General features: G+C 66.5%; 22 protein-coding genes. 21 read left to right on the forward strand and 1 reads right to left on the reverse strand.

Annotation, left to right across the window (positions count from 1 at the left end):
* Positions 1–61 precede the first annotated feature (61 nt).
* Positions 62–607 carry a hypothetical protein gene (locus VN706_14215; protein ID HXT16789.1) on the reverse strand — a complete coding sequence of 182 codons (546 nt, stop codon included), beginning with the start codon at positions 605–607 and terminating at the stop codon, positions 62–64.
* A gap of 262 nt (positions 608–869) precedes the next feature.
* Between VN706_14215 and VN706_14220 the strand changes: the two genes are divergently transcribed.
* From VN706_14220 to VN706_14320, 21 genes are all read left to right on the forward strand, one after another.
* Positions 870–1,727, forward strand: coding sequence for a hypothetical protein (locus tag VN706_14220; GenBank protein ID HXT16790.1), 858 nt, complete (start codon positions 870–872; stop codon positions 1,725–1,727).
* Entirely contained in the window at positions 1,727–2,455 is a 729-nt protein-coding gene (locus tag VN706_14225; GenBank protein ID HXT16791.1) for a hypothetical protein, read from the forward strand. Before VN706_14220 ends, VN706_14225 begins: the two co-directional genes overlap by 1 nt.
* A gap of 436 nt (positions 2,456–2,891) precedes the next feature.
* Positions 2,892–3,329 carry a transcription termination/antitermination NusG family protein gene (locus tag VN706_14230; GenBank protein ID HXT16792.1) on the forward strand — a complete coding sequence of 146 codons (438 nt, stop codon included), beginning with the start codon at positions 2,892–2,894 and terminating at the stop codon, positions 3,327–3,329.
* Positions 3,330–3,478: 149 nt separating this feature from the next.
* Complete coding sequence (gene asnB / locus VN706_14235) at positions 3,479–5,365, forward strand: asparagine synthase (glutamine-hydrolyzing) (protein HXT16793.1); 1,887 nt, start codon at positions 3,479–3,481, stop codon at positions 5,363–5,365.
* A gap of 10 nt (positions 5,366–5,375) precedes the next feature.
* Complete coding sequence (locus VN706_14240; GenBank protein HXT16794.1) at positions 5,376–6,608, forward strand: glycosyltransferase family 4 protein; 1,233 nt, start codon at positions 5,376–5,378, stop codon at positions 6,606–6,608.
* Positions 6,605–7,735 carry a glycosyltransferase gene (locus VN706_14245; protein ID HXT16795.1) on the forward strand — a complete coding sequence of 377 codons (1,131 nt, stop codon included), beginning with the start codon at positions 6,605–6,607 and terminating at the stop codon, positions 7,733–7,735. Before VN706_14240 ends, VN706_14245 begins: the two co-directional genes overlap by 4 nt.
* On the forward strand, positions 7,732–9,147 hold the full coding sequence (locus VN706_14250) for a hypothetical protein (GenBank protein ID HXT16796.1): 1,416 nt from the start codon (positions 7,732–7,734) through the stop codon (positions 9,145–9,147). Before VN706_14245 ends, VN706_14250 begins: the two co-directional genes overlap by 4 nt.
* Positions 9,144–10,334 carry a glycosyltransferase family 1 protein gene (locus VN706_14255; GenBank protein HXT16797.1) on the forward strand — a complete coding sequence of 397 codons (1,191 nt, stop codon included), beginning with the start codon at positions 9,144–9,146 and terminating at the stop codon, positions 10,332–10,334. The genes VN706_14250 and VN706_14255 overlap by 4 nt, the downstream gene beginning before the upstream one ends.
* Positions 10,331–11,494 carry a glycosyltransferase family 4 protein gene (locus VN706_14260; protein HXT16798.1) on the forward strand — a complete coding sequence of 388 codons (1,164 nt, stop codon included), beginning with the start codon at positions 10,331–10,333 and terminating at the stop codon, positions 11,492–11,494. The genes VN706_14255 and VN706_14260 overlap by 4 nt, the downstream gene beginning before the upstream one ends.
* Positions 11,494–12,696 (forward strand): glycosyltransferase family 4 protein, encoded by a 1,203-nt coding sequence (locus tag VN706_14265; GenBank protein HXT16799.1) that lies wholly within the window; start codon positions 11,494–11,496, stop codon positions 12,694–12,696. Before VN706_14260 ends, VN706_14265 begins: the two co-directional genes overlap by 1 nt.
* On the forward strand, positions 12,693–13,823 hold the full coding sequence (locus VN706_14270; GenBank protein ID HXT16800.1) for an acyltransferase: 1,131 nt from the start codon (positions 12,693–12,695) through the stop codon (positions 13,821–13,823). The genes VN706_14265 and VN706_14270 overlap by 4 nt, the downstream gene beginning before the upstream one ends.
* A complete protein-coding gene (locus VN706_14275) occupies positions 13,820–15,352 on the forward strand; it encodes an oligosaccharide flippase family protein (GenBank protein ID HXT16801.1) in 1,533 nt (510 codons plus the stop codon). The genes VN706_14270 and VN706_14275 overlap by 4 nt, the downstream gene beginning before the upstream one ends.
* Positions 15,349–16,317, forward strand: a complete 969-nt coding sequence (locus tag VN706_14280; protein HXT16802.1) for an FkbM family methyltransferase — start codon at positions 15,349–15,351, stop codon at positions 16,315–16,317. The genes VN706_14275 and VN706_14280 overlap by 4 nt, the downstream gene beginning before the upstream one ends.
* Positions 16,318–16,346: 29 nt before the next feature.
* Complete coding sequence (locus VN706_14285; GenBank protein HXT16803.1) at positions 16,347–17,549, forward strand: glycosyltransferase family 4 protein; 1,203 nt, start codon at positions 16,347–16,349, stop codon at positions 17,547–17,549.
* Positions 17,546–18,424 (forward strand): FkbM family methyltransferase, encoded by an 879-nt coding sequence (locus tag VN706_14290; protein HXT16804.1) that lies wholly within the window; start codon positions 17,546–17,548, stop codon positions 18,422–18,424. The genes VN706_14285 and VN706_14290 overlap by 4 nt, the downstream gene beginning before the upstream one ends.
* Positions 18,425–18,463: 39 nt before the next feature.
* Positions 18,464–19,387: an FkbM family methyltransferase gene (locus VN706_14295; GenBank protein ID HXT16805.1), complete on the forward strand. Its 924-nt coding sequence runs from the start codon at positions 18,464–18,466 to the stop codon at positions 19,385–19,387.
* Positions 19,380–20,561: a glycosyltransferase family 4 protein gene (locus tag VN706_14300; protein ID HXT16806.1), complete on the forward strand. Its 1,182-nt coding sequence runs from the start codon at positions 19,380–19,382 to the stop codon at positions 20,559–20,561. The genes VN706_14295 and VN706_14300 overlap by 8 nt, the downstream gene beginning before the upstream one ends.
* Positions 20,558–21,718: a glycosyltransferase family 4 protein gene (locus VN706_14305; protein HXT16807.1), complete on the forward strand. Its 1,161-nt coding sequence runs from the start codon at positions 20,558–20,560 to the stop codon at positions 21,716–21,718. The genes VN706_14300 and VN706_14305 overlap by 4 nt, the downstream gene beginning before the upstream one ends.
* A gap of 4 nt (positions 21,719–21,722) precedes the next feature.
* Complete coding sequence (locus tag VN706_14310; protein HXT16808.1) at positions 21,723–22,895, forward strand: glycosyltransferase family 1 protein; 1,173 nt, start codon at positions 21,723–21,725, stop codon at positions 22,893–22,895.
* An 11-nt stretch (positions 22,896–22,906) separates the two neighbouring features.
* Positions 22,907–24,055 carry a glycosyltransferase gene (locus VN706_14315; protein HXT16809.1) on the forward strand — a complete coding sequence of 383 codons (1,149 nt, stop codon included), beginning with the start codon at positions 22,907–22,909 and terminating at the stop codon, positions 24,053–24,055.
* A gap of 109 nt (positions 24,056–24,164) precedes the next feature.
* On the forward strand, positions 24,165–24,791 hold the full coding sequence (locus VN706_14320) for a polysaccharide biosynthesis/export family protein (protein HXT16810.1): 627 nt from the start codon (positions 24,165–24,167) through the stop codon (positions 24,789–24,791).
* The last annotated feature ends 4 nt before the right edge of the window (positions 24,792–24,795 follow it).

Raw genomic sequence — 24,795 nt, forward strand, 5'->3', positions numbered from 1 at the left:
GGCGCATCAATATGCGGCGCGCTCGAATTCCCCGCTGGCTCGGATTGCTCTCCGCTGGTCGCTACAACGCGTCGGTGGCGTGGTAGAGCATGAAGCGATCTTCGCCGCAAACGATGAAGCGCGCCGGAATGCCCGGGTGCTGCAGCGTGTCGGCCATGTCGAGCCAGCTCGCCTTGCACGCGACGCTCGGATCGCTGGTCGGCTGGCATTCCGACCATGCTTGCCAGTTTCCTTTCACCACGCACTGTTGCGGCGGGTGCGTGTGGAAGACAATGCCGGCGCCCATCTGCGTGGCGTTCGGGCATGGGATGTTGACGCTGATCGGCGACGCGTTTCGTTCGGAGCGAACGACGCTCGTGATGCGAACGATCGTCGTGTTCCACGTCGGGTGCGACGTCACCCATGATCTCGCGCAGAACCCCTGTTCAATGAAGGGGGTCGAGTCGGGGTGCTCGTATTCAGCGTAGGCGGCGTTGAGCGTATCACGCGCATCGCCAACGATGAGGACCGTCGGCGGAAACTTGCGATAGTCCACGTGATGGTGCTGCCACAGGCTCGCACTTCCCACGAGTCCGATGATGGCGAGGACCAGCTTCCAATGCCCCATGGCGCCCGGCTCCCGACGACGGGCCCGCGGTCGGTGCGGGCAACCGCGAGGGGCAGGGCCGGGCGCGTCCGTGCGTCACCGGCCCCCCTCGCCTGCTGGGGTATCGGGTGCCGCGGCCTGGGTGAGCCGAGGGGTGTAACGGAACGTTGCAATTCGGAGGGGCGGCGGACTGGCGGGACTGCGGAAATACTCATATAAATGGCGGCTTACGAGATCTGCCGGAGTCAGGATGGGGTGCCGTATCAGAGTAAGCATCGTTGCCGTGGGGGCGATCGCCGCCTTCGCGGCTGTTCCAGTCGCGGGCGCGCAGCAAACCGACTCGTCGAGAGCCGCGTCGTTGCGCGCGCTGGACAGTCTGATCACCGACGCCGCCGCCATTGCGGCGCAGGTGCCGGCGACGGCGGCCATGCTGCAGAGCGCCCTTCGCGCCCAGCCTGGAAACACCGTCGGGTCCGAGAGCGCGTGGGGTGCCGGATGGGGCGATTTCTTCGCCGGCGTCGGCTACCAATCGCGAACCCGCTTCACGGCGCACCCCGACGGCTCGGCGTCGATCGGTTTCGGCATCGGTGATCCACGGCGCCTGATCGGTCTCGAGGTCGGATTGAATTCCGCCTCGACGTTGCGCGAGACGCCGGGCGACAATGGATCGGTGAGCATCAAGCTCCACCGGTCGCTGCCCGGGGAATACGGCATCGCGGTCGGAGTGGAGAATATCGCGAACTGGGGGAGCGCCGACGGTGGATCGAGCACGTACGGCGTCGTGTCGCATACGTTCGTGTTCCGCGAGGATCCCAGCCACTTCTTTGGCAGCATGGCCTGGAACGTCGGCCTCGGGAACAGCCGCTTTCTTTCGCAGCACACGCTCGACCAGGGAAAAACGGGCGTCAACGGTTTCGGCAGCGCCGGCATTCGTCTCATGCCGCGCGCGTCGATCGTCGCGGATTGGACGGGACAGGATCTGGACGCTGGGATTTCGGTCGTACCGCTTCACCATTCACCACTCGTCCTGTCCCTGGGCGTCGCTGACGTGACGCGTCACGCCGGCGACGGCCCGCGATTGATCGTCGGTCTCGGAGCGGGGTTTCGGGTGTTCGAGCTCTTCAAGGAGAGCGGCCGATAATGCAGACCATGAACGCATTCCTCCGCTTGGGCGCGCTTGCGGCGCTTTCGATGGTCGTGATCGCGCACCCCGCGGCCGCGCAGCGACATCCCCTTCGCGCCGGTTTTTCTACGGCGCCGTCGGGGAATCAGTCGGACAACACGGGCGTGAACACCGGGTCGAGCTCAGGGACGGCCGGTGGCACGTTCACTCCGACAGCTCCCGGCTCCGGACCGGCGACTGCTACACCAAACGCGACAACGGGCGCCCCGGCGAGTGGATCGTCTGGAGCGCCGAACGGCGCGGGCGTCACCGTCAGCTCGAGCGGGAATGTATCGGGAACGGTGACTTCGCCGCCGGCGGCCATCGTCGGCGGCCTCTCGTCCGGCAGCGTCACGGTCACGACCAGCTCGGGCGGTAGCATCACCGTGACGATTCCGCCGGCGGCGGGCGCGGCGATCGCGAATGCGATCACAAACCCCAGCCCGGCGAACGGGCAAGCTGCGGGGGCAGCAGCGGCGAATGTGCTGAGCGCGTCGGGATTGCCCGGCGGCGTGGTGTCGGCGGTATCGAATGCGGTCGCCGTGGTTGGCGGCAGCGGGGGAGCGGTCGGCCCGGCGGTCAGGCAGGCGGTGGCTTCGGTACGCAGCGCGCTCGCGAGTGGATCGATGACGCCGGACCAGGCGAAAGGCGTGGTTGCCGTGCTCGTGGCGATGCGAGCGGCGGTGGCGACCGGCAACAAACCCTAGGTCTCCACTAGGTCGCGGCGACCGCGAAGGAAAAGGGCCCGCGCAAGGCGGGCCCTTTTTGTTTGGACACTCTGACCGACAGCCTGAGCTCGTTCGATACGCTAACTACGCTCGCGCGTCAGAATGACGAGCCGTTGGTGATACAAATCATCGCAGTCCGGTCGGGCCCTCTTGCCAGTGTCATGTCAGAGCTTAGCTTGGCTGATTCTGAATTGCCCCAGTGGAGTGGGAGCGGTCGGACTTCCGGTGATGTCGTCGTCGTAGTACCCGCCTTCCGACCGGAAGCGATCATCCGCGATCGAACGCAGCCTGCCGTCCGGCCGATGCCGGGCGCGGTGGCGCGTTCGGCGTGCTCTACGGGATGTCGGTGTTTGCGCCGTTTTGAGCGCAAACACTGCGGTAGCTTTGCAAGCATTGCACGAGGCTGGAGCAGCTGATGGACCGGAAGTTCGACGTCGCAAGCGAGATGCATGGTCTGTCGTGGCTGCTCGTCTATACGAAGCCCGGCGCCGAATCCTGGGCGGAGATCAATCTCCGGAACCAGGGCTTCACGACGTTGATGCCGCGCGTGGTCGCGCGTGGACGGACGGCGCCGCTGTTTCCACGATACGTGTTCGTGGGCTGTCCGGCGGGAGCGCGAATCCAATCGCTGCACAGCACCTTCGGCATTCTCTATGTCGTGCAGTGCGGCGAACAACCGGCGCGGGTGCCGGGCGACGTGCTCGAGGAGATTCGCGGCCGCATGAACGAGCACGGCGTGGTGCACATCGACCGCGGCGCGCCGGCGGATGAGCTGTTCGCGCGCCGGGAGCGCGACCGGGTGCGCGCGTTGGTCAAGTTCGCACAGGCCGGCTTCCGGGTTCGCTCGGCATAGCGGTTCGCGCGTCCCGCGCCTAAGGCTGCGAATGCTGCAAAGCCTCCCGCATCGCGATCGGCGACCGGGCGGCAATCAAATATATTTAATGCAAATTCTCATAACGGAAGCGTGCCGCGTCACCGGCCGCGCCGGCCGAGCCGCCTGACATGTGCGGCATCGCGGGAGTCGTCGGCGTACCGGGCGACCAGCGCGGACTGGCCGAGCGGCTGCTGGGCGCGTTGCGTCATCGCGGGCCCGACGACGAAGGCATCGAACACGTCGCGCCGGCGGTCACACTCGTGCACAGCCGGCTCGCGATCATCGATCCCACGTCCGCCGGCCACGAGCCGATGCGCGACGAACGCGGCAACTGGATCGTGTACAACGGCGAGGTCTTCAACTATCGCGAGATCAACGCCCGCTTGGCCGAGCATGGCACGTCGGCCCGTACGCGTTCGGATACGGAGACGATCCTCCGCGCGCACGTCACGTGGGGCGACGACGCCGTACAGCACTTCCGCGGCATGTTCGCCTACGCACTGTTCGAGCGCGCGTCCAACCGCGTGCTGATCACGCGCGACCGCCTCGGCATCAAGCCGATGTATCTCTCTCGTCCCGCCGCGGGAGGTCTCGTCTTCGCCAGCCAGCTTCGTGCCCTGCTCGCGCTCGGCAGCGAGATTGTGGCGCGGCGCGTCAATCGCTCGGCGATCGAGAGTTTTCTCGCGCAGGGCGCCGTGCAGGGCGACGAGTCGATCGTCGATGGAATCGTGCAGCTCGCGCCGGGATCGCAACTGTCGCTCGACGCGGAGACCGGGCGGGAGTTGCGGTTGCGCCGCTATTGGCAATTGGCGCGCACCGATTTCGACGGATCGTCGCGCGCGGAATTCGTCGACCGATTGAGCCGCGTCGCCCGCGAGGCGGTTGGGCTGCGACTCCGCAGCGATGTGCCGATGGGACTCTTCCTGAGCGGCGGCGTCGACTCGACCGCGATGCTCGCGTTGGCCAGCGAGCACCAATCGAGCGGACTCCGCACGCTCACCGTCGGCTTCGATGATCCCGACTTCGACGAGACCGCGATCGCGCGGCGTACGGCGGCGCGATTCGGCGCGGAGCACGAGACGTTGACGCTCACCGCGAGCGACGTGCTCGGCTCCGTGCCCGCGCTGCTCGATGCGGTCGATCAACCCACGGTGGACGGCGCGAACATCTTCTTCGTGAGCCGCGCGGCACGCGCGAGTGGATTGACCGTCGCGTTGTCCGGGCTTGGCGCAGACGAGTTGTTCGGCGGCTACGCGAGTTTCTCCGACGTCCCGCGCGCTGTCGCGTGGCGACGCCGAATTCCCGGACGCGCGCTGGCGAACGTCGCGCGGTATGCGGCCGTCGGGCGCGCGGGCGCCAAGGTCGTCGAGGCGATGCGCCGCGATGCCGAGCCGTTGCAGATGTACTTGTTGCGCCGCGAGCTCTTTCTTCCCGACGAGCGCCGCGCGCTGCACACGCTGCCGTCCGAGGTCGATGCGGTGACGGGCCTTCGCCACGAACAGTTGGCGCTCGTGCGTCATCGCGCGGCGACGCTCGACCCGATCGCGGCCACGAGCCTGTTCGAGCTGGAGCTCTACATGGGCAGCATGCTGCTGCGCGACGGCGACGCGTTCAGCATGGCGGCGCCGATCGAGTATCGCGTGCCGTTTCTCGACCACGAGCTCGTCGAGACCGCGTTCGCGGCGCCGAGTGCGTGGAAGCGGCGCGATCCGCGGCCGAAGCCGTTGTTGCTCGACGCGGTCGGCGCGCGGATGCCGGCCGAAACGTGGCAAGCGCCCAAGCGGGGATTCACGTTTCCGTGGCAGAGTTGGCTCGGCGCCGGTGGCGCGCTCAACACGCTCGCGCGCGACGCCGTGCACGACACGGCTGTGTGGCGCGATCTCGCGATCGATTCACGCGGTATCGCCGATTTGTGGCAGCGGTTCTCGAGAAATCAGCGTCGCGTCGGCGCGCTGCAGATTCTCGGAGTCGTGGTGCTTCGCGACTACGCGGCCCGCCATGGTCTCACGGCCTGACTCCGAAGCAATGCGAATTGTCTTCGTTGCCTCGGCGGCGCAGTTGGGCGGCGCGGAGCTCAGTCTTCTCGACGTGTGCGCAAGCGTGCGGGCCGCGCGGCCCGGATGGCCGCTGGCGCTCGTCGTCCCTGGCGAGGGTCCACTCGCTGAGCGCGCGATCGCCGAACGTATTGACGTCATCACGGCGCCGTATCCCGATGCGCTCGCGCGATTCGGGGACTCATCGTGGGATGGCGTTGGAAAAAACGACAACGCTTCGATGCGTCGTATGTTGTCAGCCGCGTCGGCGGCGACGCGATACGGATTTGCGCTGCGCTCGCGGCTTCGTGCGCTGCAACCGGACATCGTACACGCCAACGGATTCAAGGCGCAGCTGCTGGCCGCTTGGTGGCGGCCGTCGAACGCACGCGTGATCTGGCACATGCGTGACTTCGTCAGCAATCGGCCGTTGATGGCGCGTGCGCTGCGCGCATCGTCGCACCGATGCGACTTGGCCATCGCGAACTCAGCGAGTGTCGCGGCGGATACGCGCGACGTGTGCGGACGCGCGCTCGCGATCGAGGTGGTGCACAACGCGATCGATCTCGAGCGGTTTTCGCCGACCGGAGCGACGCTCGATCTCGATGCACTGGCGAATCTGCCGTCTGCGCCCGAAGGCACGATTCGCGTCGGTCTGCTCGCGACGTTGGCGAACTGGAAAGGACACGACGTGTTCGTCGATGCGATGGCGATGCTCCCCGCTGATTTGCCGGTGCGCGGCTACGTCATCGGCGGATCGCTATACGAAACGCTCGGCAGCCAGCATTCGCTCGAGCGAGTGCGAGCGCACGTCGTGGCGTGCGGCATGTCGAGCCGCGTCGGGGTGACCGGCTACGTCGAACGCTCGGACGCCGCGCTGCGCGCGCTCGACGTCGTCGTGCACGCGAGCGAGCGCGCCGAACCGTTCGGGCGCGTTGTCGCGGAAGCAGCGGCGTGCCGTCGCGCCACGATCGTGAGTCCACGCGGAGGCGTGACGGAGATCATCGAGGATGGCGTGACGGCGTTGACGCACGAACCGGGAAACGCAAAGTCACTCGCCGGGCAGATCGAGCGGCTCGTGCGCGAGCCGGCATTGCGAGAACGCATCGCGTCGGCGGCGAATGCGGTCGCGGTCGATCGCTTCGATCGCGCCCGGCTCGCCGACGCGCTGCTTCCGATCTACGACAGCCTTCATGCGCACGAGCGCGCGCGAGTTGCCACGTGAAGCTTCTGCACGTGTACAGCGGCAACCTGTATGGTGGCGCGGAAGCATTCCTCGCGGCGCTTGGCGCGTTCGCCGGTTCGCTTTCGGCCGAACAGCATTTCGCCCTCTGCTTCGAGGGTCGCCTGTCGCGAGAGCTCGAGACCGCCGGCGTGCCGGTCCATCAGCTGGGTGAAGCTCGCGTGCGCTACCCGTGGACCGTGCGGCGTGCGCGGTCGCGATTGCGCGACGTCATGCGCACGCACCGAATCGATGGCGTGATGTTTCATTCGACGTGGGCCTATGCGCTGTTTGCGGCGACCGCGCGGCAGATGGATCGCACCGTGGCGCTTTACCTCCACGGCCCGGCGCGCGGGACACATTGGCTCGACCGGTTGGCACGGCGCGTGACGCCGGATGTGCTCATCGCCAACAGCGCATATACGGCCGCGGTAAGCGCCGAGATGTTCGCCGGCGTGCCGGCATCGATCGTGGCCTGTCCCGTCCCGGCGCCACCGGCGTTCGAGGCCGATACGAGGCTGGCGGTGCGGCAGGAGCTCGGAATCGGCGACGATGCCGTCATGATCGTTCAAGCGAGCCGGATGGAACCGTTCAAGGGTCACCGGGAGCTTCTGCATGCGCTCGCGGCGCTGCGCGATGTGCCGAGCTGGGTGTGCTGCATCGTCGGCGGCCCGCAGCGTCCCGCTGAAGAAGCGTATTACGCCGAACTGGTCGCGCTGCCGGCGACGCTCGGCATCGCGGATCGCGTGCACTTCACTGGCGAGCGGCGCGACGTGCGGCGCTTGCTCGCGGCGGCGGACATCCATTGCCAACCGAACACGGCGCCCGATGCGTTCGGCATCGCGTTCGTCGAAGCGATGTACGCCGGCCTTCCCGTCGTCACCACCGGGCTGGGTGGTGCATTAGAGGTAGTAGATGAGCATTCTGGAATACTCGTTCCGTCCGGCGAGGCGCGCGCGCTCGCCTCGGCGCTCGCCATACTGATTCACGAGCCGGCAACGCGACACCGCCTCGGCGCCCACGGACCGAGCCGGGCGGCGGCCCTCTGTGATACCGCGACGCAATGCCAACGGCTAGTCGACGTGGTGACGGACCGCATCACGCTCACTCGCGCAAGTACTCCGGCATGACAATGCTGGGCCCGGTCGTGCCGCCGAACGCTTCCACGAATCCATACGTGACGCCGTACGCGCCTTCGTATGGCGCGGAGTTCGTGGCGCGACCGTCGGCGCGACGCAAGCGCGAGCCGTGGGGCGCCGCCGAATGGTTCATGCTCAGCCAGACCGCCATTCCGGCGCTGCTGTTTCTTCCGGGCGCACAACCGGCACGGCTGCTCATTCGCGTCGCGGCGTTCGCCACGAGCCTGCTGTTGTTGTTGCCGTGGCGAGGGTCACGCAACACGCTGAAGCGTCATCCCAGCCGGATATGGCTCGCGCCGACGATGCTGTATCTGACATTGATGATCTTCCACCCGACGACGAATTCGCTGCTCGCCGGGGTCGCGCAAGTGGCGCTGTACGTGTCGGTGTTCGCACCGGCTTATTGGATGCCCAAGTTCGTGCGCTCGGCGTCGCAGCTCGACCGGCTCATCACCATTCTCTGGGTGTGCAGCACGGTCAATGCGGCGGTCGGTGTGATGCAGGTGTACGACCCCGATCGCTGGATGCCGCGCGAATTTTCCGCGATGGCGGTGTCGAGCATGTATCAGCTCGACGCGGCGCGGTACGACGGACCGAACGGCCGCCGCATCACGCGTCCGCCCGGCTTGTTCGATACGCCGGGCGCCGTCGCCGGCCCGGCGATGTTCGCCGCGTTGATCGGTCTCGTCATGTTCGCACGCCGCGGCGCGATGTGGCGCAAGCTGCTCGGGCTCGTATCGTCGGGCATCGGCCTCACCGCGATTTACCTCGCGCAAGTTCGTACGAGTTTTCTCATCGTCCTCGGCATGCTGCTGGTCTACGCGCTGATCAGTGCGGCATTCGATCAACGTCGCGTGCGTACCTTGTCGCTTCTCGTCGGCACCGGGGTCGTGCTCGCGGGGTCGCTCGCCGCGTCGTTGCTGCTCGGTGGCCAGGCGACGATCGACCGCCTCAACACGCTCGTCGCCGGTGATCCCGTGAGCGTGTACTACAACGCGGGACGCGGTTCGCAGCTGGACTATGCGGTTCAGACGCTCGCGCCGAAATATCCGTTCGGCGCGGGGCTCGGACGCTGGGGGATGATGCGCGCGTACTTCGGCAACGCGTCGAATCCCAATTCGCCGCAGATCTGGGCGGAGCTGCAGCTCCCGGCGTGGATTCTCGACGGCGGACTGGTGCTCGTCGCGTTGTACGTGCTGGCGCTCATTGCCACGCTCTCGCAGCAATTTCGCGTTGCTCGGCGATCGACGGATCCGCTGCTCGGCGAATCCGCTCGAACGATCCTCGCGCTCTCCGCCGGGACGCTGGCGCTCATCTTCGGCTTCACGCCGTTCACCACGCAGATCGGCATTCAGTTTTGGGTGCTCGCGGGTGCCTTGCACGGCGCGGTCGAGCGGCAATGAACGTCGTGTTGGATGGTCGTTCGCTCGCGTCGCCCGCGATGCGCGGGTGGGATCGATATACGGTCGGTCTCGTGCGCGCGCTCGTCGCGCGCGGCATCGCGGTCACGCTCGCGCACCGCGAGCGCAGTCCGCTGTGCCTGCCGCACGTCGAGGGCATCGATTGCCGAACGGTCGCGCTTGCCGATCGGGGCGGACTGTCGTGGGAGCAAGTGTCTCTGCCGCGATATCTCGCTCAGGCAAAAGCCGACGTCTATCACGCTCCCGCCGAGCATGGTGTGCCGCTCGTGTCGCCGTGTCCGGTGACGTTGACGGTGCACAGCGTCACGACCGCGAGCTACCGCTCGCTGATCGCGTCGGGTGTTCTCGCCGGCCGAATCTCCGACTATCTGGACGTACCGAACGCCGGCGCCGTTCGCTCGATGAAGGACGTGTATTATCGGTTTCAGCTTCGCCGCCCCGAGCACATCTTCACGCCATCGCGCTTCTGTCGCGACGAAGTCATCGAACACCTTGGCGCCGCGCCGGAGCGCGTAACGGCAACGCCGCTCGCGGTCGGCTCCGAGTTCACCGCGCCAATGACGGATGGTGCGACACGCGCCGCGACGCTGGCGCGACACGGCGTCGTTGCGCCGTATCTGCTCTACGTAGGCGGTTTCGAGCGGCACAAGAATGTCGCGGGCCTGCTCGACGTCTTCGCGGAAGTGAAACGCGTTCGCGCGGATCTGTCGCTCGTCATCGTCGGGTCGGGCGCTGTACCAGATGACCTTCGCGCATGTGCATCGCGGCGGGGCCTGCGAGTCGATCGCGACGTCCGCTTCCTCTCGAACGTGACGGCCGATCTCGTTGCACTGTACGACGCCGCCGAGCTCTTCGTCTCGCTTTCCTGGCGCGAAAGCTTCGGCTTGCCGGCACTCGAAGCCATGAGCCGCGGCGTATCCGTCATCGTCAGCGGCCTCGGCGCGGCGCGTGAAGTCGTCGGCGACGTTGGGACGCTCGTGAATCCAAGCCGGCCTGATGAAATCGTTCGCGCGATTGTCGGCGCACTCGCGATGTCGCCCTCGGCGCGCGAGCAGCAGCGGTCGCGCGCCGTTCGGCGTTCGCGCGAATTCAGCTGGTCGGCGACCGCGGATCGAACGATTGCCGTCTACGAGGCGCTGGTGCGCCGCGAGCTCGTGGCCGCGTCGTGAGCGACGATATCACCACGACGTACGTGCTCGTCAGCGGCGACTTCACGACGTGGGGCGGCATGGACCGCGCGAATTATGCGCTGGCGTGGTATCTCGCGGACGGGCTCGGGGTGTCGGTGCATCTCGTCGCGCACGGGGTTGCCGAACCGTTGGCATCGCACCGCAACGTCACGTGGCATCGCGTCGACAAACCATTCGGCCGCTACGGCCTCGCGTCGCCCGTGCTCGCGTCACGCGGCCGGCGTGTTGCGCGGGAGCTGAGCCGCGTCGGGGCGCGCGTCGTCGTCAACGGCGGCAACTGCGTCTGGTCCGACGTGAACTGGATTCACGCGGTGCATGCCGCGTGGGCCAATCGCGACACGCATGCGCCCCGGTTGTTCCGTTTGCGCAACGGTCTGCAAAAGCACGTTGCTCGGCGTGCCGAGGGGCGTGCGCTTCGCACGGCCGCCACGATCATCACGAATTCGCGGCGCGCGCGATCGCAGGTGATCGAGCATGTCGGCGTTCCGCCCGAATGCGTGACTGCCGTCTACTACGGTATCGATCCGACGATCTTTCGGCCCGCGTCTCGTGCCGAGCGCGATGCGGCGCGCTCCCGTCTCGGTTGGACGCTCGACCGACCCGTCGTGTTGTTCATCGGCGCGCTCGGACACGATCGCAACAAGGGCGTCGACGTGCTGGTGGATACCTGGCGTCGTCTGTGCGCCGACGAGCGATGGGACGTCGACCTCGTGCTCGCCGGCGGCGGCGCGGAAGTCGACACGTGGCGCGCGACGGTGGCCGCCGAGGGGCTCGAACGTCGCATCGACTTCTTCGGTTTCACGAAACAGATCCCTGATTTGCTCGCCGCGGCGGACGCGCTCGTGAGTCCAACACACTACGATGCATACGGCCTGGGCGTACACGAGGCACTGTGTTGCGGACTACCGGCGTTCGTGACGCGATCGGCCGGCGTTGCGGAACGGTATCCGGAATCGCTTTCGGGATTGCTGCTCGACGATCCGCCGCAAGCCGCCGATCTCGCCGCGCGCATGCGCTCCTGGCGCGAGCGCATGCCGGAATTCCGAGTCGCCGTGGCACCGTTCGGTGAAAAGCTGCGCACGCGCACCTGGGACGATATGGCTCGAGACATCAAACAAAAGCTCGACGACACACGTTGATGTCATCCACGCACGACGTCGTTCTCGTGATGATCGAGCCGCCGTTGCCGTTCGGCAACGCCGCGGCGCGCTGGTATTACGTGCTGCTCAAGCAGCTCGTCACGCGCGGACATCGCGTGCGTGCGTTCGCGACAACCCGCACGCGTGCGCAGGCCGACGAAGCCCTCGCGCTGTTTTCAGAGCCCGAGTATGACCTGCGCTGTTACCCGCAGCAGGAGCGGCGAACGTATGCGGCCGCCAAGTGGGCCAGCGTGCGCGAGCCCTTCTCGTACGTGTTCAGCGAGCGGATGCGCGCCGATCTCGGCGGCGAGCTGGCGCGCGGATACGGCGTGTTGCACTTGGAGCAGCTGTGGAGCGGATGGTTGGCGCCACGCGACACGACACGGACTGTGGTCAACGTTCACTTCCTTTATACGGTCGACTTGGCACCGCAGGCGGGCGACCCACCGCGGCCGTTCTCGGAACGTACGCGTTTCCGGCACACGCAGTGGGCGGAGCAGCGGCTGCTGCGCCGGTTTTCAACGATCACGACGCTGACGCCACGCCTTTCGCAATGCACGGAGCGCATCAATCCGCGCGCGCGCGTGCAGACGATCCCGCTGGCGCTGGATCACACACTGTATGACGCATCGCCGGTTCGCACCGGCTCGCGCGCGCCAGTCGTGGGACTTATCGGCTCGTTCGACTGGCCGCCGAGCCGCCGCGCCGCGCGCCGGCTGATTGAGTCGCTGTGGCCGCAGATCAAAGCGCGAGTGCCGGACGCGCGATTGGTCGTCGTCGGCCGCTCCGCTGCGCGCGCACTCGCGGAGTTTCGTGCCGTCACGGGTCTCGAGATTCACGAGGACGTGCCCGACGCGCGACCGTACTTCGTGGATCTCGACGTGCTGTTGTACGCGCCGACCGAAGGAAGCGGCATGAAGGTGAAAGTGCTCGAGGCGATGGCGCACGGAGTTCCCGTCGTCACGACGACGGCCGGTGCCGAGGGCCTCGATGTCATCGACGGCGTGCATGCGGACGTGTCCGACGTCGATGCGGTGCTCATCGACCGCTGCGTCGCCTTGTTGCGCGATCCGTCGCTTCGAGCTCGCCGCGCCGAACACGCGCGAACGCTCGTACGCACGCAATGTGATCCCGAACGCTGTGTTGCGCTCGTCGAGTCCGTGCATGCGCGCATTGCGGCACCGGTCGAGCAAACGACATGACGGCCACGGCCCCTCCGGCAATTTCACCGCTACCGGCCGCGCCGCGTTCCGTCGCGCCGAGTGCGCCGGAAAAGAGTGGCCGGTACTTGCCGACGCTCGACGGATGGCGCGCGCTCGCGATAGCCGGCGTCATGATCGCGCACGGCACGGCCGCCGTCTTCGGACCAACCGGCAGCCATCCGTGGGCCGCGGCCTTCCGCGCGACGCGATACGGCGCACTCGGCGTCGATGTGTTCTTCGGCATCAGCGGATTCCTCATCTGCACGCGCTTGTTGGAAGAGAGAGCGCGGTTCGGCCGCGTCTCGCTCGCGGGATTTTACATCCGTCGCGCGTTTCGGATTCTGCCGCCGTACGTGGCGTACCTCGCGATCGCGGCGGGGCTGGGACTGGTGGGTGTGTTGCCTGTGGCGACTCGCGAGATCGCCGCGTGCGTGCTCTTCGTGCGCAACTACTATCTGAGCGCCCAGAGCGGCGGATGGTACACCGCGCACTTCTGGTCCCTCGCCGTCGAGGAGCACTTCTACCTGCTGTGGCCTGCGCTGCTGGTCTTCGCGCGTCGTCGCGCGCTGCTCGTCGCGGCCATGCTCGCGATTGCCGTCGGTCTTTGGCGAGTGGCCGCGTTTCGCGTTGCGCCAATACCCGGCGTTTCATTTTACGAACGCACCGACATTCGGCTCGACGCGCTCATGTGGGGGTGCTGGACCGCGATCCTCGTGTCCGAGCATCGTGCGTCGCTCACGCGGTGGCTCAGGCCCCGGGTGTGCGCGCTGCTTGCGCTTGCGTTCGTCGTGTGCGTGCGCTGGTCGCCGCCGCTCGCCATGACGTGGCAGGCGCTCATCGTGCCACTCGTGCTGCTCGGCACCGTGCTCCATCCGAGGACGTTCGTCGGTCGGATGCTCGACACCGCGGCCATGCGATGGATCGGCGTGCTGTCATACAGTCTCTACCTGTGGCAGCAGCTTTTTCTGACGCCGCTCGATACGCGCGCGCCGGCCCTCGGAATGCTTCAGCGTTGGCCCGTGAACATCGTCGCCGTGTTCGCCGCGGCATCGTTGAGCTACTACCTCGTCGAGCGTCCGTCGATGGCGGTTGGCCGCCGACTCGCTGCGCGGCAAGCGAATCGATGACCCGTTCTCGATTCGCCGGCTGGAACTTCGCGAGCGCGCTGCTCTTCGCCATCGTCACGATGGTGGTTGGCGTGTTCGCGACACCGTGGCTGCTGCAATGGCTCGGTGAAGATCGCTTCGGCGCGTACAAGGCGGTCATCGACTGGTTCGGCTACCTCGCGCTGTTGGACTTCGGCATCCTCGGCGCCATGCAGCCGTTGTTCGCCGAAGCGCTTGGCAAATCCGATACGTCGGCGATGGGCCTGCTCGTGGCGACCGGCTCGCGGTTGTATGCGCGAGTCGTCGGCGTAATGATCGTGGTGGGGTTGATCATCACTTCGATGATCACACATCTCATTCCCGTGCCCGCGCCACTCACGGGAGAGCTGCGCATAGCGTCGTTGATCGTCGTCGCGGGTCTGCTGCTCCTGCCGCTGTCCGCGCCGTTTCGCATCGTGCTCGAGAGCGATCAACGCGGATATCGCGTCAACAACCTGCTCGTCGTGCAGTCGCTCGCGACGACGGCGCTTTCGCTGGGCTTCGCGTACTACGGCGGGGGCATCGCCGGCCAGGCGCTCGCGGTACTGATCGCATCGCTGCCGTATCATTTGCGATTGCTGACGTACGGACGACGGCGATTCCCGCGCGAGATGCGCGATGCGGCCGCGGCGACGCCGGCTGATGCGGCCACGGCGCGCGCACGACTCCTGTCGCTCAACCGTCCAACGTTCGTGCTCAACTTGTGCGGCCGCGTCGGCTTGTTGAGCGACAACATCGTCATTGCCGCGCTGCTCGGTCCAGCCGCGGTAGTCCCGTTCTTCGCTACGCAGCGCATTGCCGTGATGGTGCAGGGACAACTCCAATCGCTTGGCAACGCGACGTGGGCGGGCCTCGCGCAGTTGCACGCGGCGGGCGAACGCGAATTGTTCAATCGCCGGCTGGTCGATTTGACCGGCCTCGTCGCCGCGCTCGGCGTGGCGACGTTGATTCCCGTCATCGCCTTCAACGAAGCATTCGTCACACGCTGGCTCGGCGCGCAGCGGTTCGGCGGTCAAGCGCTGACATTGGTCGCCGTGCTGAACGCATTCCTGCTGTCGATCTCGTCGCTGTGGGGTTGGGCGTTGAATGGAACCGGCCGCGTCGAACAGATCGTTCGCCCATTCGGCATCCAGACCGTCGTGAATCTCGTCATGTCGATCGCGTTGACCAAAGCACTGGGTCTCATCGGACCGATGCTCGGCACGACGCTCGGGTATCTGTCCGTCTCCATTTGGTATTTCCCGGTGCTGATGCACCGCGCGTTCGGCGTTTCCGGTGGAGAGCTGCGACGCGCCATCGCCAAGCCGGTGTTGCTGGGTACACCGTTCGGCATCGCGACGTGGATGCTCGCGCGCACGTACGCGCCGACGGGATGGTTGATGCTGCTCGCCGAGATGATGCTTGCGACGGCGTGCTATTTGTGTGCGTGGTGGCTCGTGCTGCTGCCAAAGAGTGAGCGGCACCTGTACACGAAGCGCGTCGCGGGCGTATTGCGTTATCAATCCGCATGATGCTCGCCGAGACCTTGCTGATTCGATCGGCGCCGATGTGGGTCCGCGTGACCTCGTCCCTCGTTCGGCGATTGCCGGCGGCACGCTATCGCGCGATTCGCGCGATGTCGGGATTCGACACCGAGCCGTTCATCGGCGCACTGCCGCGCAGCGCCGGCGGTCTTCGCTTCGTGTGCGATCTTCGCGACGTCATCGCGCGCGACGTGTGCTTCACGGGCATGTACGAGCCGCAGGAAACGTCGCTCGTCAACGCCATCCTTCGTCCTGGCGACACCTTCGTCGACGTCGGCGCGAACTGGGGATATTTCACGCTGCTCGGAGCGCATGCGGTCGGCTCGGGCGGGCGCGTGATCAGTCTCGAGCCGGATCCGCGTCTGTTCGCGATGTTACGCGCGCACGTCGATCTCAACGACCTGGACCAGGTGACGTGTCTGCCGACCGCGGCCGCCGCGGAGTCAGGTGAGCTCACGCTTTCTGGTTTCGCGGAGGACGACGGCAACTTCGGATTGTCGCGCGTCATGGCCTCGCGCGCCGACGCCGCCGCGGCGTTTGTCGTCAACGCGGATACGCTCGACTCCACGCTCGCCGCCGCGGGCGTCGATCAGATCACGTTGCTGAAGATGGACATCGAAGGGTTCGAGGCGAAGGCGCTGCGCGGGCTCGATGGGATGCTCGGCGAGCAACGTGTCGAGCACCTGATCGTCGAGTTGCACCCGGCATACCTCCGCGAGCACGGTGATGACTCGCAGGCGCTCGTTCGGCGCGTACTCGACTTCGGCTACACCGCGTGGGCCATCGATCATTCACCGGCTGCGACGCGGCGTGCCGCGTACAGTCGCGGCGACCAGACGATGCTGCTGCGAGCGATGCACGCCGCCGACGCGCTCGACCGATGGCCGCACGTGTTGTTCGCGCGGCCTCGCTCACGCGTGCACGCGACCATCGAGGCCGGGGCGCAAATATGAGTACGCTCATGACGCCGGCCGCCGGTCCCATGGCAACCAGTAGCCAAGCGATATCGCGGCGGTGGGTGATCATCACCGGGGAGTATCCGCCGCAACCGGGTGGAGTCGCCGACTACTCGCGCCTGATTGCACGCGGACTTGTGGCCGCCGGCGACAGCGTGACGGTCTTCGCGCCACCGGCGCCAGGCGCGGACCCGAGCGACAAAGACGTCGAGGTGCGGCGACTCCCCGATCGATTCGGCCTCCGATCGCTGCGCGCAATCGATGCGTATCTCGACACGCACGGCGGTTCACCCCAGTTGCTCGTGCAGTACGTCCCCCACGCCTTCGGTCGCCGAGCGATGAACGTGTCGTTCTGTCTGTGGCTGTGGCGTCGGCGTGCACGCCGACCGTTCGTCGTGTTTCATGAAGTGGCATTTCCGATACAGTCGGGTGCACGATTGCGCCATCAGGCGCTCGGACTCGTCACGCACGCGATGGCGGCGATCGTCGAACGCGCATCGGCGCATTCGTTCATCCCGACCGCGGCGTGGAAGACCGTCTTGCGCCGCGTCGCCGGCCGCAAGGCCGACGCGTGTGCGTGGATGCCCGTGCCAAGCAACATTGATTGCGACGTGTCGAATGACGAACGCCACGCCGCGCGTTCTCGGCTGGGAGCGCCACCGCTGCGCTTGATCGGCCACTTCGGCACCTTCGGTCAGTATCACAATCGGTTGATGCGGCGTCTCGTGCCTGAACTTCTGGCCGGCGATTCGGACCGCGTCATGCTGCTCGTCGGCCGCGGCAGCGACGCATTCCGGGATCGTCTCGTCGCGTCAGACCCGAACCTCGCGCCCCGCGTGATCGCGCGCGGCGCCGTGAGCGCCACCGACGCGGCGCGCGTCCTCAGCGCGTGCGACCTGTTGGTGCAACCATATGAAGACGGCATCAGCGGACGCCGCGCGTCGGCGCTTGCCGGTCTCGCGTTGGGACGCCCCGTCGTCAGCACGGTGGGCCGTCTCTCGGAGGCGATGTGGCAAACGAGCGATGCAGTCTCGCTCGTGCCTGCCGAAGACGTCGAGGCGACGTCGCGCGCGCTGGCATCACGTGTCGATGCACTCTTGAACGCGCCCGAGACGGCAGCTGCGCTCGCCGATCGCGGCGCGACGCTGTATCGAGCACGATTCGACGTTTCGCACACGATTCGTGCATTGCGCGCCGCGGCGGCTCAGCGCGCGGGATCGGCGCCGTGAACCTCACTCTACGCGTCGCGCGGCTCATTCCGCCGCGATGGGCGTCGTCGATCGCCGCGCTGCAATGGAAGCATCCCGTCTTGGGCGCTGCGTATCGCTGGGCGAGGAAACGCGCGGTCGATCGGGCGGGCATCATCGAGCATGGTGTCGGGCGCGGACTGCACATCGATGCCTCCGGCGCGAACGCCGGCTATCTGCTCGGCACGACGGAGCCCGCCATCCAACGACTCTTCGCGCGGCTTGTCTCGCCCGGCGACACCGTGATCGACGTCGGCGCCAACATCGGATTCTTCACGCTCATCGCCGCCCGGCTCGTTGGCCCGAAGGGATGTGTGATTGCAGTCGAAGCGTCATCCGATAACGCATCTCGCATTCGAGCGAATGCTCACGCCAACGGTTTCATGCATGTGACAGTGCGCTCGGAGGCAGCTGCCGCGAGCGATGGAACGGCCGAGTTTCTGGTCTCGGCAGATCCAACGCTTGGCCGGCTCGCGAGCATCTCGCCGACGACGAATATGCAAATCGGTGTCACGCGAGTCCCAACGCGCGCGCTGGATTCACTGTTCGCCGAGGGTGTGCTCGCGCCGCCGAATCTCATGAAGATCGACGTCGAAGGCGCGGAGGTTGATGTTCTCGAAGGTGCGCGCCGGCTCATCGCCAGCGCGCGACCCGTGTTGCTCGTCGAGCTTCACGGAACGAACGCTCCAGTCGCGGCAGCGCTGCGTGACGCGCGATACGTCGCCGCCGTTGTCGGCTCGTCGAGCGATGTCGAGACGGCGCCCTGGGACGCGTACGTCGTCGCGGTGCCCGAAGAGTCGGCGTCGCTGCTCGATGTGGTTCGCGAGGTTGGCGTGGAGACGAAGAGTGCGCGCTGACGCCACACGCGAGATACGCATGATCGCACGGGTTTCGGCGTGAACGTCGTGCTTCGTCGCGGCACGCGCGCAGCGTTGCGCGCATGGGCGCGCACCGGGCGAGCGTCGGGTTGGTTCTACCGCACTGTGGAACACCTGGGCCCCGCACTCGCCGAGGCGACGCCGATCGCGACCGTGCTGCCGAACGGCTGCCGCGTGTCGTGCGATCTCCGCGATCACGTTCAGCGGCAGATCTTCTTTTTCGGTGTGTACGAGCCGGTGCTCGCGAGCTTGTTCGTGAGGTTGCTGCGGCCCGGAATGACCGTCGTCGACGGCGGGGCCAACGTTGGTCAGTACACGCTTCTCGCCGCGTTCGGTGTCGGCGCGACCGGAAGCGTGCACAGCTTCGAACCGGTGCCCCATACGTTCGAGCGACTCACCGCGCACGTCAGAGCGAACGGGCTCACGAACGTGCATGCCAATCGAGTCGCGCTCTGGAATGAATCCACCGAGCTGACGCTCGGTCTTGCTGACGATCAGGAAAACAACGCCGGCGCGTACAGCGCCGGAGTTCGCGACTCGACGAGCTCCTTCACCGCATCCGCAATTCGCCTGGACGACTATTGTGCGCAGCGAGACATCACGCGCGTTCACCTCGTGAAGCTCGACGTCGAAGGCGCCGAACTACAGGCGCTGCACGGGATGCAGCAGATCCTCGAGCGCGATCGTCCGGTTGTTTTCGTCGAAGTGTGCCGCGAGACCGCCAGCCGATTTGGCTACGATCACGCCGAGACGTGGAAGTACCTCGTCGATGGCCTTGGCTACGCCGCGTGGGTCGTTCGCGACGGCGAGCTGCAGAGTGTGCAACACGACGAGGTGCGCGAGCAGGAGAACGTGCTGTTCGCGGTCGAGGCCCCCGCGATCGATGCGCACGTGCTCGCGCCTCGCGGCGCGTTGCGATGGGCGGCGTCGGGTCATGACTGACACGGCAGCGTCGGGCCGGCCACTGCGCATTCTCACCATCGGCCACTCGTACACGGTGGGCGTGAATCGCGCGATCGCACGCGAGGTCGCGCGTGATCCGGCATTCGAGGTCACGGTTGGTGCACCCGCGGCCTTCGACGGCGACCTCCGCCCGCTTCGCATCGACCCCGAGCCGAGCGGATCACCGATCACGCTGCGGCCGCTCGCTGCCGCGCGCACGCGCTTCATCCACGTCTTCGGCTACAACGGCGCGACGCTTCGCCGCTTGATGTTCGAAGGCGATTTCGACGTCGTGCACGCCTGGGAGGAGCCATACATCCTCGCGGGCTACCAGATCGCGCGCGCGGTCGAGCGCACGAACGCGGCGTTCTGCTTTCGCACGGCGCAAAGTCTCGTGAAACGTTATCCGCCGCCGTTCTCCGGTTTCGAGCGGCGCGTCCTCCGCCGCGCGGACGGGTGGATCGCCGGCGGCAATCTCGTGTATCGCGCGATGCTCGAGCGGCGATATCCGGCGGAGCGCGGACGGATTCTCACCCTCGCCGTGGACACCGAGCGCTTTCGACCGTTGTCGCCCGATGAGCGCGCGGCCGTCCGCCACGAGCTTGGGCTCACGGCGCCGATCATCGGCTTCGTCGGACGACTGACGCGCGAGAAAGGACTCGATGTGCTCATGCGCGCGCTCGAGATGTTGCCGGCGAATACGCCGTGGAACGCGTTGTTCGTCGGCAGCGGACCGTACGAGCGCAAGCTGCGCGCCTGGGCCGCGCGACGCGGCTGGAGCGATCGCATCTGCATCAAGCTCACGCGACACGACGAGATTCAGCGATACCTCGGCGCCATGGACGTGCTCGTGGCCCCGAGTCTCACGACGTCGCAATGGAAAGAGCAGTTTGGACGCATGGTGATCGAGGCGTTCGCGTGCGGCGTTCCCGTCGTCGGGAGCGATTCCGGCGAAATCCCGTTCGTCATCGGCGACGCAGGGCGAGTCGTGCCGGAAGCGGACGCCGCGGCCTATGCACGAACGCTCACGGAACTGCTCCACAGCCCGGACCTTCGCATGGAGCTTGCGCGACGTGGATTGATGCGCGTTCGCGATTATTCCGTGCAGACGGTTGCGGCGAATTATCGCGAGTACTACGCCGAGCTCGCGCGTATGCGGCGGAGCACGTCGTGAAGCGAAAGCGGCTCGTCTCGATCGCGCACTCGTACGTGGTCGCGCTCAATCGCCGGCTCGCGCACGAGATGGCGCGCGTCGGCGACGAGTGGGAGGTGACCGCGGTCTCGCCGGCGTTTCTGCACGGCGACCTTCGCCCAATCTCCGTCGAGCCGTACGAGGGCGAAGCGTGCGACCTCGAAACCGTCCCGCTGCACTTCACCCGCCGCGCGCACTCGATGTTGTACGGACGTCGGCTCAAGGAAATTCTCCAGCGCCGCTGGGACATCGTGCATTGCTGGGAAGAACCGTACGTCTTGAGCGCCGGCCAAATTGCGCGCTGGACACCGCCGGACACCCCGTTCGTCTTCTGGACCGCGCAGAATTTGCCCAAGCGATATCCGCCGCCGTTTTCGTTCGTCGAACGCTACTGCGTCGATCGATGCGCGGCGTGGATGGCATGCGGCCAGTCAGTCGTCGACGCCCTCGGACCGCGAGGCTACGCCGCGAAACCGCATCGCGTCATTCCACTCGGCGTCGACGTTGAGCATTTCCAACACAACGCGAGTGCACGCCGTCGCATTCGCGAGCGACTCGATTGGAACGATGAGATTCCGGTCATCGGCTACCTCGGACGATTCGTCGCGGAGAAGGGACTTCCGCTGCTCATGCGCGCGCTCGACGCGGTTGAAACTCCGTGGCGCGCGATGTTCGTCGGCGGCGGTCCGATGGAACGGCAGCTGCGCGACTGGGCCGCTCAGCACGGCGATCGCGTTCGCGTCGTGACTGGCGTACCGCACGACGCCGTTCCCGCGCACCTCTCGGCGATGGACGTTTTGTGCGCGCCAAGTCAAACGGGACGGCGCTGGCGTGAGCAGCAAGGTCGCATGATCATCGAGGCGTTCGCCACCGGCGTACCGGTCATCTCGAGCGACAGCGGTGAAATTCCGCACGTCGTCGCCGACGCCGGCATCGTCCTTCCCGAAGCTTTGCTCGACAAATGGACGCACGCCATCGCGACCCTGCTTTCCTCGCCCGAACGCCGTCGCGAGCTGAGTGAACGCGGACTCGAACGCGCGCATCGCGTCTATTCGTGGCCCGTGATCGCCCGCGCGCACATTGCGCTCTTCGATGAAATCCTCGATACACGCGCCGCCGCTTCCGTCACGGTCGACTGAGCTCGTGCCAACGCACGCGCCGCGCGTCGGCATCGTCGCCGACCTGCGCGAGGAGCGTTGGTACAGCATGGATCTCGTCGCCGAGATGCTCGTGACCGAGCTCGCGGCGTTCGGCGGCGTACAGCCGGCGTTGCTGCGCCCTTCGCTCCGGCGCCGCATGACACGTCTTCCGTTCACGCGCGGCCGTTCGTCGCCGGACATGATCGATCGCGTCATCAACCGGTTCGTCGATTATCCGGCATGGCTCGAACGGCGCGCCAGTCAATTCGAGCTGTTTCACATCGTCGATCACAGCTACGCACATCTCGCCGAACGACTGCCGCGCGGTCGCACCGTCGTGACATGTCACGACGTGGATGCGCTGCGGCCTCTCCTGGGTTCGTCTCGTAGCCCGCGCGGGCGATTGCTCGCATCGATCGCACGGCGCGTTGGTGATGGACTCGCGGCCGCCACGCGCGTCATTTGCGACAGCGCCGCGACGCGCGACGCACTGCTCGAATTTGGCATCGTTGCACCGGCGCGCATCGACGTCATCTGGCTCGGCGCGCATCCAGTGTTCTCGCCGGCACCCGATGATGCCGCCGACGCCGACCTGGACCGGCATCTGCCCGCGGTTGGGCATGGAACGAATCCGCTCGACTTGCTGCACGTGGGCAGCACGATCGACCGCAAGCGTATCGACACACTCATCGAAATACTCGCCGGCGTTCGACGCACTCATCCTGACGCGCGATTGATCCGCGCCGGCGGAGCGCTGACGCACGCACAATCGGTGCACGCGACCAAACTTGGCGTGCGAGACGCCATCGTCGACGTGCCCGAGTTGAGCCGGCGTACGCTCGCGGCGCTGTACCGCCGGTGCGCGATGGTCCTGCTGCCGTCGAGTGCGGAAGGATTCGGCTTTCCCATCGTGGAGGCAATGGCGTCGGCCACGCCCGTGATCGCGAGTGATCTCGCGGTCCTTCGCGAAATCGGGGGCGACGCGGCGCGGTATGAGCCGGTCGGCGACGTCGCGCGCTGGACGAGTGCAATCCTCCAGCTCGCCGACGAACGTCAGGCGCACCCGGAACGATGGGCCGCGCGGCGCACGGCGTGCATCGCCCAAGCGACCCAATTCAGCTGGACCGAGTACGCGCGTCGAACGGCGGCCGTGTATGAGAAAATTCTGAACGCATGACTCAGGCACGGATGCGCGTACTGCATGTCGGAAAGTTCTATGCGCCCGAACCGGGCGGCATGGAGACACACCTCCAGGTGCTCTGCGAAGAGCTCTCGGCCACGATGGACGTGCGCGTGCTGGTGGCGGCGCGCGGACGAAAGACTCAGCGCGCGACGTACAACGGAATCCCCGTCACTCGCGCGGCGACGGCGGTCGCGATCGCCGGCGCGTCGTTCTGTCCGTCGATGCCCGCCGAGATTCGCGCCGCAGAGCCCGACGTCGTGCACCTGCATCTTCCGAATCCGCCGGCGGCTCTGGCGTACCTCATGAGCGGACACCGCGGCCCGCTCGTCGTCACGTATCACAGCGACATCGTCAGACAGCGCGTGCTTGGCCGCGCGATCGAGCCGCTCGTGCGCCGCGTGCTGCGCCGCGCGTCGGCGATCATCGTGTCGAGCGAAGCGCTCATCGACGCATCGCCGGTGTTGCGCGCCGTTCGCGACAAGTGCCGAGTCGTGCCATTCGGAACGCGGCTCGAGCCGTTCGAGCGCCGCGACGAAGGCGCGATCGCCGGCATCCGCGCGCGACACGGCACGCCGCTCGTCGTGGGCGTTGGCCGACTCGTCGGGTACAAGGGTTTCGAGTTTCTCATCGACGCCATGCGCGCGGTGCGCGGCTCCCTGGTCATCATCGGCGAGGGTCCGCTTCATTCGGAGCTCACCGAGCGGATTCGGCGCCACGGCCTCGAGGATCGGGTCGTTCTCGCCGGACACGTGGCCGACGTCACGAGTCATCTTCAGGCGGCGGATGTCTTTGTCCTCTCGTCGATCAGCCGCAACGAGGCCTTCGGCATCGTTCAGATCGAGGCGCTCGCGTGCGGCACGCCGGTCATCAACACGCGATTGGACTCCGGCGTGCCGACGGTCTCGCTCGACGGCCAGACGGGAATCACGGTCGCACCATGCGATGCCGCGGCATTGGCAAAAGCGATCGACCGGGTGTTGACGAATTCCGAGTTGAGGGCGTCGTACAGTATGGCAGCGCTCGCCAGAGCACGGACTCAGTTCAGTTCGGACATCATGACTCATAAAACCCTTCGGATTTATGGCGACGTACTTGGCACTCCGCTCGTTCCCGTGGACGAGATGCGGACGTCTGTCGCCGCCGGAACATTTTGAGGCTGGTTGCTTCATGCGCACCTGTTACATTCGTGGGCCCGAAGGTCGTGCCGATTCATGGGTTGCGACTCCGTTGACGGTCAACGCTCGGCGCGCCAAGAGATCTTTGATGCCTTTGTTTAGTTTGAGCTTCCTCGTCGTCTCCCTGCTGACGGCTTGGCGCCCGATAACCGCTCAGGTGGCCGCGCCGCCAATGGTCACGCTGAACCCCGGCGATGTGCTCCGAATTGCGGTGTGGCGACACCCCGAGTTCTCCGGCGACTTTCCTGTGGCGGGCGACGGCTCGCTCGTGCATCCGTTGTATCGCGTCGTGAAGGTCGGCGGCGTACCGCTTCCGGTCGCCGAAGGCAGAATCCGCGATTTTCTCGCGCAGTATGAAACGAATCCCGCATTCGTCGTCGTGCCGCTGCTTCGCGTCGGCGTCAGCGGTCAGGTTCGACAGCCGAATCTTCTGACATTGCCGCCGGAGACGACGATCGCTCAGGCGCTCATGCTCGCCGGCGGTCCGACGGATGTGGCCAACCTCGAGCACGTTCATTTGATTCGCGGCGGCGCATTGCAGGATCTCGATCTGACGCTGCCAAACGGTCCGGCAATGCAGATGCGCGTCCAATCCGGCGATCAGATCGTCGTCGAGCAGCGCACCAATCGCTTTCGCGACGTCATCGGACCGCTCAGCGGCGTCGTCGCCGCCCTCGCCTCGATCACGACGATCATCATTACGCTTTCGCGCTAACAGC

The sequence above is a fragment of the Gemmatimonadaceae bacterium genome, assembly GCA_035606695.1.
Classification (GTDB): Bacteria; Gemmatimonadota; Gemmatimonadetes; order Gemmatimonadales; family Gemmatimonadaceae; genus JAQBQB01.